This window comes from Pseudokineococcus marinus (genome assembly GCF_013004605.1).
Taxonomy (GTDB): domain Bacteria; phylum Actinomycetota; class Actinomycetes; order Actinomycetales; family Quadrisphaeraceae; genus Pseudokineococcus; species Pseudokineococcus marinus.
In genome coordinates, this window is sequence record NZ_JABEMA010000204.1 from 1 (window position 1) to 5,612 (window position 5,612).

4 protein-coding genes are annotated in these 5,612 nt (G+C 74.9%); 3 read left to right on the plus strand and 1 reads right to left on the minus strand.

Annotated features, from left to right (window positions below):
- The 3 genes from HLB09_RS12135 to HLB09_RS12145 all read left to right on the plus strand — a co-directional run.
- Window positions 1-3,480, plus strand: a 3,480-nt coding sequence (locus HLB09_RS12135; protein ID WP_171203625.1) for a multifunctional oxoglutarate decarboxylase/oxoglutarate dehydrogenase thiamine pyrophosphate-binding subunit/dihydrolipoyllysine-residue succinyltransferase subunit, incomplete at its 5' end; no start/stop codon positions are given.
- Between the two features lie 106 nt (window positions 3,481-3,586).
- Window positions 3,587-3,778 (plus strand): DUF6104 family protein, encoded by a 192-nt coding sequence (locus HLB09_RS12140; RefSeq protein ID WP_171203626.1) that lies wholly within the window; start codon window positions 3,587-3,589, stop codon window positions 3,776-3,778.
- Window positions 3,775-4,401: a GDSL-type esterase/lipase family protein gene (locus tag HLB09_RS12145; RefSeq protein WP_298804446.1), complete on the plus strand. Its 627-nt coding sequence runs from the start codon at window positions 3,775-3,777 to the stop codon at window positions 4,399-4,401. Before HLB09_RS12140 ends, HLB09_RS12145 begins: the two co-directional genes overlap by 4 nt.
- A 91-nt stretch (window positions 4,402-4,492) precedes the next feature.
- On the opposite strand, the gene HLB09_RS12150 is transcribed toward HLB09_RS12145, so the two are convergent.
- The gene (locus HLB09_RS12150; RefSeq protein ID WP_171203627.1) at window positions 4,493-5,461 is read right to left on the minus strand and encodes a zinc-binding dehydrogenase; all 969 of its coding nucleotides are present in this window, start codon (window positions 5,459-5,461) and stop codon (window positions 4,493-4,495) included.
- Window positions 5,462-5,612 lie beyond the last annotated feature (151 nt).

The window sequence follows — 5,612 nt, forward strand, 5'->3', positions numbered from 1 at the left end:
CCGGGGACCACGCCGTCCTCGGCCGGCACCCGCGACGGCCGCGGTGCACCGGCGTCGGCGCTGGCGCCCCGGCCCGCCGAGGGCGGCGAGGACGCCGAGCGCGAGGACGAGGTGGTGCGCCTGCGCGGCCCCGCCGCCCGCGTCGTCACCAACATGGAGGCGAGCCTCGAGGTCCCCACCGCCACGAGCGTCCGCGCGGTGCCGGCCAAGGCCCTCATCGACAACCGCATCGTCATCAACTCCAACCTGGCCCGCGCGCGCGGCGGCAAGGTCTCCTTCACCCACCTGATCGGCTACGCCCTCGTCGAGGCCCTCGCCGAGATGCCGTCCATGAACGCCGCGTACACCACCGACGGCGGCAAGCCCGCGGTGGTCAGCCCCGCGCACGTCGGCCTCGGCATCGCCATCGACCTGCCCAAGGACGACGGCACCCGCCAGCTCATGGTCCCGGCGGTCAAGCCCGCGGAGACGATGGACTTCGCGCAGTTCTGGGCGGCCTACGAGGACGTCGTGCGCCGCGCCCGCCAGGGCAAGCTCGGGGTCGCGGACTTCGCCGGCGTGACGATGACCCTCACCAACCCGGGGACCATCGGGACGGTCCACTCGGTGCCGCGCCTGGTCAAGGGCCAGGGCGCGATCATCGGCGTCGGCGCCATGGACTACCCGGCCGAGTACCAGGGCGCGGCGGAGGACACCATCGCCAAGCTCGGCGTCAGCAAGGTCATGACGCTGACGTCGACCTACGACCACCGCATCATCCAGGGCGCCCAGTCGGGCGAGTTCCTGCGCGTGGTCCACCAGAAGCTGCTCGGGCTCGACGGCTTCTACGACCGCGTCTTCTCCGCGCTGCACATCCCCTACGAGCCGGTCCGCTGGGTGCAGGACACGAGCATCCGCGGGCAGGTGGACGTCGGGCGCGTGAGCCGGGTGGTGGAGCTCATCCACGCCTACCGCGTGCGCGGCCACCTCATGGCCGACACCGACCCGCTGGAGTACCGCCAGCGCCGCCACCCCGACCTCGACGTCCAGACGCACGGCCTCACGCTGTGGGACCTCGACCGCGAGTTCCCCACCGGCGGCTTCGGCGACGGCGGGCCGATGAAGCTGCGCCACATCCTGGGGATCCTGCGCGACTCCTACTGCCGCACCACGGGCATCGAGTACATGCACATCCAGGACCCGGAGCAGCGCGCCTGGATCCAGGACCACGTCGAGAAGCCGTACACCAAGCCCGACCGGGACGAACAGCTGCGGATCCTCAACCGCCTCAACGCGGCGGAGGCCTTCGAGACCTTCCTGCAGACGAAGTTCGTCGGGCAGAAGCGCTTCAGCCTCGAGGGCGGCGAGTCCGTCATCCCGCTGCTCGACGCGCTGCTGTCGGAGGCCGCCGAGGCGGGCCACGACGAGGTCGCCATCGGCATGGCGCACCGCGGCCGCCTCAACGTCCTGACGAACATCGCCGGCAAGAGCTACGGCCAGGTCTTCCGGGAGTTCGAGGGCAGCGCCGTCCCGGGCAGCGTCCAGGGCTCGGGCGACGTGAAGTACCACCTCGGCACCGAGGGTCGCTTCACCTCCGCGACGGGCGCCTCGACGAAGGTCTACCTGGCGGCCAACCCGTCGCACCTCGAGGCCGTCGACCCGGTCCTCGAGGGCATCGCCCGCGCCAAGCAGGACCGGATCGACCTGGGCGGCAAGGCCTTCCCCGTCCTCCCCGTGCTCCTGCACGGCGACGCGGCCTTCGCCGGCCAGGGCGTCGTCGCGGAGACGCTCAACCTGTCGCAGCTGCGCGGGTACCGCACCGGCGGCACCGTCCACGTCGTCATCAACAACCAGGTCGGCTTCACGACGGCGCCGGCCAGCTCGCGGTCCTCGTACTACTCGACCGACGTCGGTCGCATGATCCAGGCGCCGATCCTCCACGTGAACGGCGACGACCCCGAGGCCGTCGTCCGCGCCGCCCGGCTCGCCTTCGCCTTCCGCGAGGAGTTCGAGAAGGACGTCGTCATCGACATGGTCTGCTACCGGCGACGGGGCCACAACGAGGGCGACGACCCCTCGATGACCCAGCCGCTCATGTACAGCCTCATCGAGGCCAAGCGCAGCGTCCGCAAGCTCTACACCGAGGCGCTCATCGGCCGCGGCGACATCACCGTCGAGGAGGCCGAGCAGGCCCTGCGCGACTACCAGGGCGAGCTGGAGCGCGCCTTCGCCGAGACGCGGGAGACGCCGTCCGAGGGCGGCAGCCGCGCCGACGACGGCCACGACGGCCCCGGCGGGCTCGAGCGGCCCGCCGCCCAGCAGGACGACCGCGTCGTGCGCACCGGCGCGACGGGCGTCGACCCGGCCGTGCTGCAGCGCATCGGCGAGGCCCACACGAGCCCGCCCGAGGGCTTCACGGTCCACCCCAAGCTGCGCGCCCTGCTCGAGAAGCGGGAGCAGATGTCGCGCGAGGGCGGCGTCGACTGGGGCTACGGCGAGCTGCTCGCCTTCGGCTCCCTGCTCATGGAGGGCGTGCCCGTCCGCCTGGCCGGCCAGGACTCGCGCCGCGGCACCTTCACCCAGCGCCACGCCGTCCTCCACGACCGGGAGACCGGGCGCGAGTGGACGCCGCTGCAGAACCTCACCGAGGACCAGGCGCGCTTCTGGGTCTACGACTCCCTGCTCTCGGAGTTCGCCGCCATGGGCTTCGAGTACGGCTACTCGGTGGAGCGGCCGGACGCGCTCGTCCTGTGGGAGGCGCAGTTCGGCGACTTCGCCAACGGCGCCCAGTCGATCGTCGACGAGTTCATCTCCTGCTCGGAGCAGAAGTGGGGGCAGCGCTCGTCCGTCGTGCTGCTGCTGCCGCACGGCTACGAGGGCCAGGGCCCGGACCACTCCTCGGGCCGCATCGAGCGGTTCCTGCAGATGTGCGCCGAGGACAACATGACGGTGGCGATGCCCTCGACGCCGGCGTCCTACTTCCACCTGCTGCGCCGCCAGGCGTACGCGCGGCCCCGCCGCCCGCTCGTCGTCTTCACCCCGAAGTCGATGCTGCGCCTCAAGGCGGCCGCGAGCGGCGTGGACGCCTTCACCAGCGGCGCCTTCGAGCCGGTGGTGCCCGACCGGGCGCTGCGGGGCGAGCCGGGCCGGGTCGACCGCGTCCTCCTCTGCTCGGGCAAGGTCTCCTGGGACCTCGAGGCGGCGCGCGCCAAGCGCGAGGACGACCGGACGGCGATCGTCCGCGTCGAGCAGTGGCACCCGGTGGACGAGGACGGCTTCCGCACGGCGCTCGAGCCCTACGGCGACGCCGAGCTCGTGTGGGTCCAGGAGGAGCCGGCCAACCAGGGGGCGTGGCCCTTCGTGGCCCTCGAGGTCGCCCCCCGCCTCGGCCGCAGCATCCGCCCGGTGACCCGCCCGGCGTCGGCGGCCCCCGCCACCGGGTCCAGCCGCAAGCACGCCGCCGAGCAGGCCGACCTCGTCGAGCGGGCCTTCGCCCGCTGACCGCGGCCCCGCCCGCACCCGCTGCTCGCGGGGCGGGCGGGGCTGCGGCACCACCCCCGCGGCAGGGGTGGTGCGGTCGGGTGCGCCCATGGGCTTCGATGGGCCCATGTACTTCACCGACCGCGGCATCGAGGAGCTGGAGGCGCGGCGCGGCGAGGAGGAGGTCACCCTCGCCTGGCTCGCCGAGCAGCTGAGGACGTTCGTGGACGTCCACCCCGAGCACGAGACCCCGGTCGAGCGGCTGGCCACCTGGCTGGCCCGCCTCGACGACGACAGCGACGACAGCGAGGACGCGTGAGCACCACAGCCCCCGACCCCCAGGCCGCCCCGGGCCGCCGCGTCTGCGTCCTCGGCGACGCCCTGGCCGCCGGCGTCGGCGACCCCCGGGCCATGGGGTGGACCGGGCGCGTCGCGGCCCGGACCCCCGACGACGACGGCCCCACGACCGTCTTCCCGCTGGGGGTGCCCGGCGAGGGCACGGCCGGGCTGCTCGAGCGCTGGGTCGACGAGACCTCGCGCCGCTTCGCCCCCGGCGCCGACAACCGGCTCGTCGTGGGGCTGGGCAGCGCCGACCTCGAGGCCGGGCTGACGATGGCGCGCAGCCGCCTCAACCTCGCCAACGTCCTCGACGAGGCCGCCTCCCGCGGCCTGCCGGTGCTCGTCGTCGGACCGGCGCCGGGCCTCGACGCCGACCGCAACGACGACGTGGCCGAGCTGGCCGACGCCTTCGCCGACGTCTGCGCGCGTCGCGCGGTGCGCTACGTGGACTGCTTCGACCCGCTCGTCCACCACGAGCAGTGGCACGCCGACCTCGCCGCCGGCGACGGCGTGCACCCCGGCCAGGCCGGCTACGGCCTGCTCGCCTGGCTGGTCCTCCACGGGGGCTGGCGCCCCTGGCTCGGCCTGCCCGACGAGGGCTGACCGCCTCCTGGCCTCCCGGCTACCCTCCGCCGGCGCAGCGCGGCCCCCGCCACCTCGCCGGTGGTGGAGGCCGCGGTGCTCCGAGCCCGGGTCAGCGGGTGCGCAGGACGACCTTGCCGAACAGCTCTCCCGCCGCCATGGCGGCGAAGCCCTCGGCGGCGCGCGCGAGCGGCAGCTCGCGGTCGACGACCGGCCGGGCCCCGGTCGCGACGAGGAGGTCGAGCAGGCGCACGAGCTCCTCGCGGGTGCCCATGGTCGACCCGACGACGCGCAGGCCGAGGAAGAAGACGCGCTGCAGCTCGGCGCTGGGCGCCGGGCCCGACGTGGCCCCGGCGACGACGACCGTGCCGCCCGGGCGCAGCGAGCGCAGCGAGTGCGCCCACGTCGCCTCGCCGACGGTCTCCATGACGGCGTCGACCCGCCCGGGGAGCCGCTCCCCCGTCGCGAAGGCGGCGTGCGCGCCGAGCGCGAGCGCCCGCTCCCGCTTCTCCTCGCTGCGCGAGGTGACCCACACGCGGTACCCGGCGGCGCGCCCCAGGACGACGAGAGCGGTCGCGACGCCTCCGCCCGCCCCCTGCACGAGCACGGTCGAGCCGGGGGCGGTGCCCGACTGCGTGAAGAGCATCCGGTAGGCCGTCAGCCACGCCGTCGGCAGGCAGGCGGCCTCGGCCGCGGACAGCTCCGGCGGCCGCGGGACGACGTTGCGCGCCGGGACGACGACCTCCTCGGCGAGCGTGCCCTGGTAGCGCTCGGACAGCAGCGAGCGCCCCGGGTCGAGCGTGTCGTCCCCCGTCCAGCCCGGGCTCGTCACGACGGCGTGGACGAGCACGTCCCGGCCGTCCTCGTCGGTGCCGGCGCCGTCGCAGCCGAGCACCATCGGCAGCCGCTCGTCGGGCAGCCCGACGCCCCGCAGGCTCCACAGGTCGTGGTGGTTGAGGCTCGCCGCCTCGAGGCGGACCCGCACCCAGCCGTCCGGGGCCTGCGGGGCGGGGCGCTCCCCCACCTCCAGCGCGGACAGCGGGTCGGTGGGGGACGTCTGCGTCACGGAGGCGGCCAGCACCCCCGCGACGCTAGGCCCCCCGCCCGCCGCGCGCCCGCCCGCGGCCCGGCGTCAGACGTCCTCCCCTCGCGCGGACGCGAGGTCGACGACCGCCGCGTCGAGCGCGGACTCGGCCTCGCGCACGGCGCGCGCGGCGTCGTCCCAGGAGATC

Bases quoted from the DNA above. Each gene is read 5' to 3' on its own strand.
- HLB09_RS12140 (WP_171203626.1), top strand. From the start codon at position 3,587: ATGTACTTCACCGACCGCGGCATCGAGGAGCTGGAGGCGCGGCGCGGC.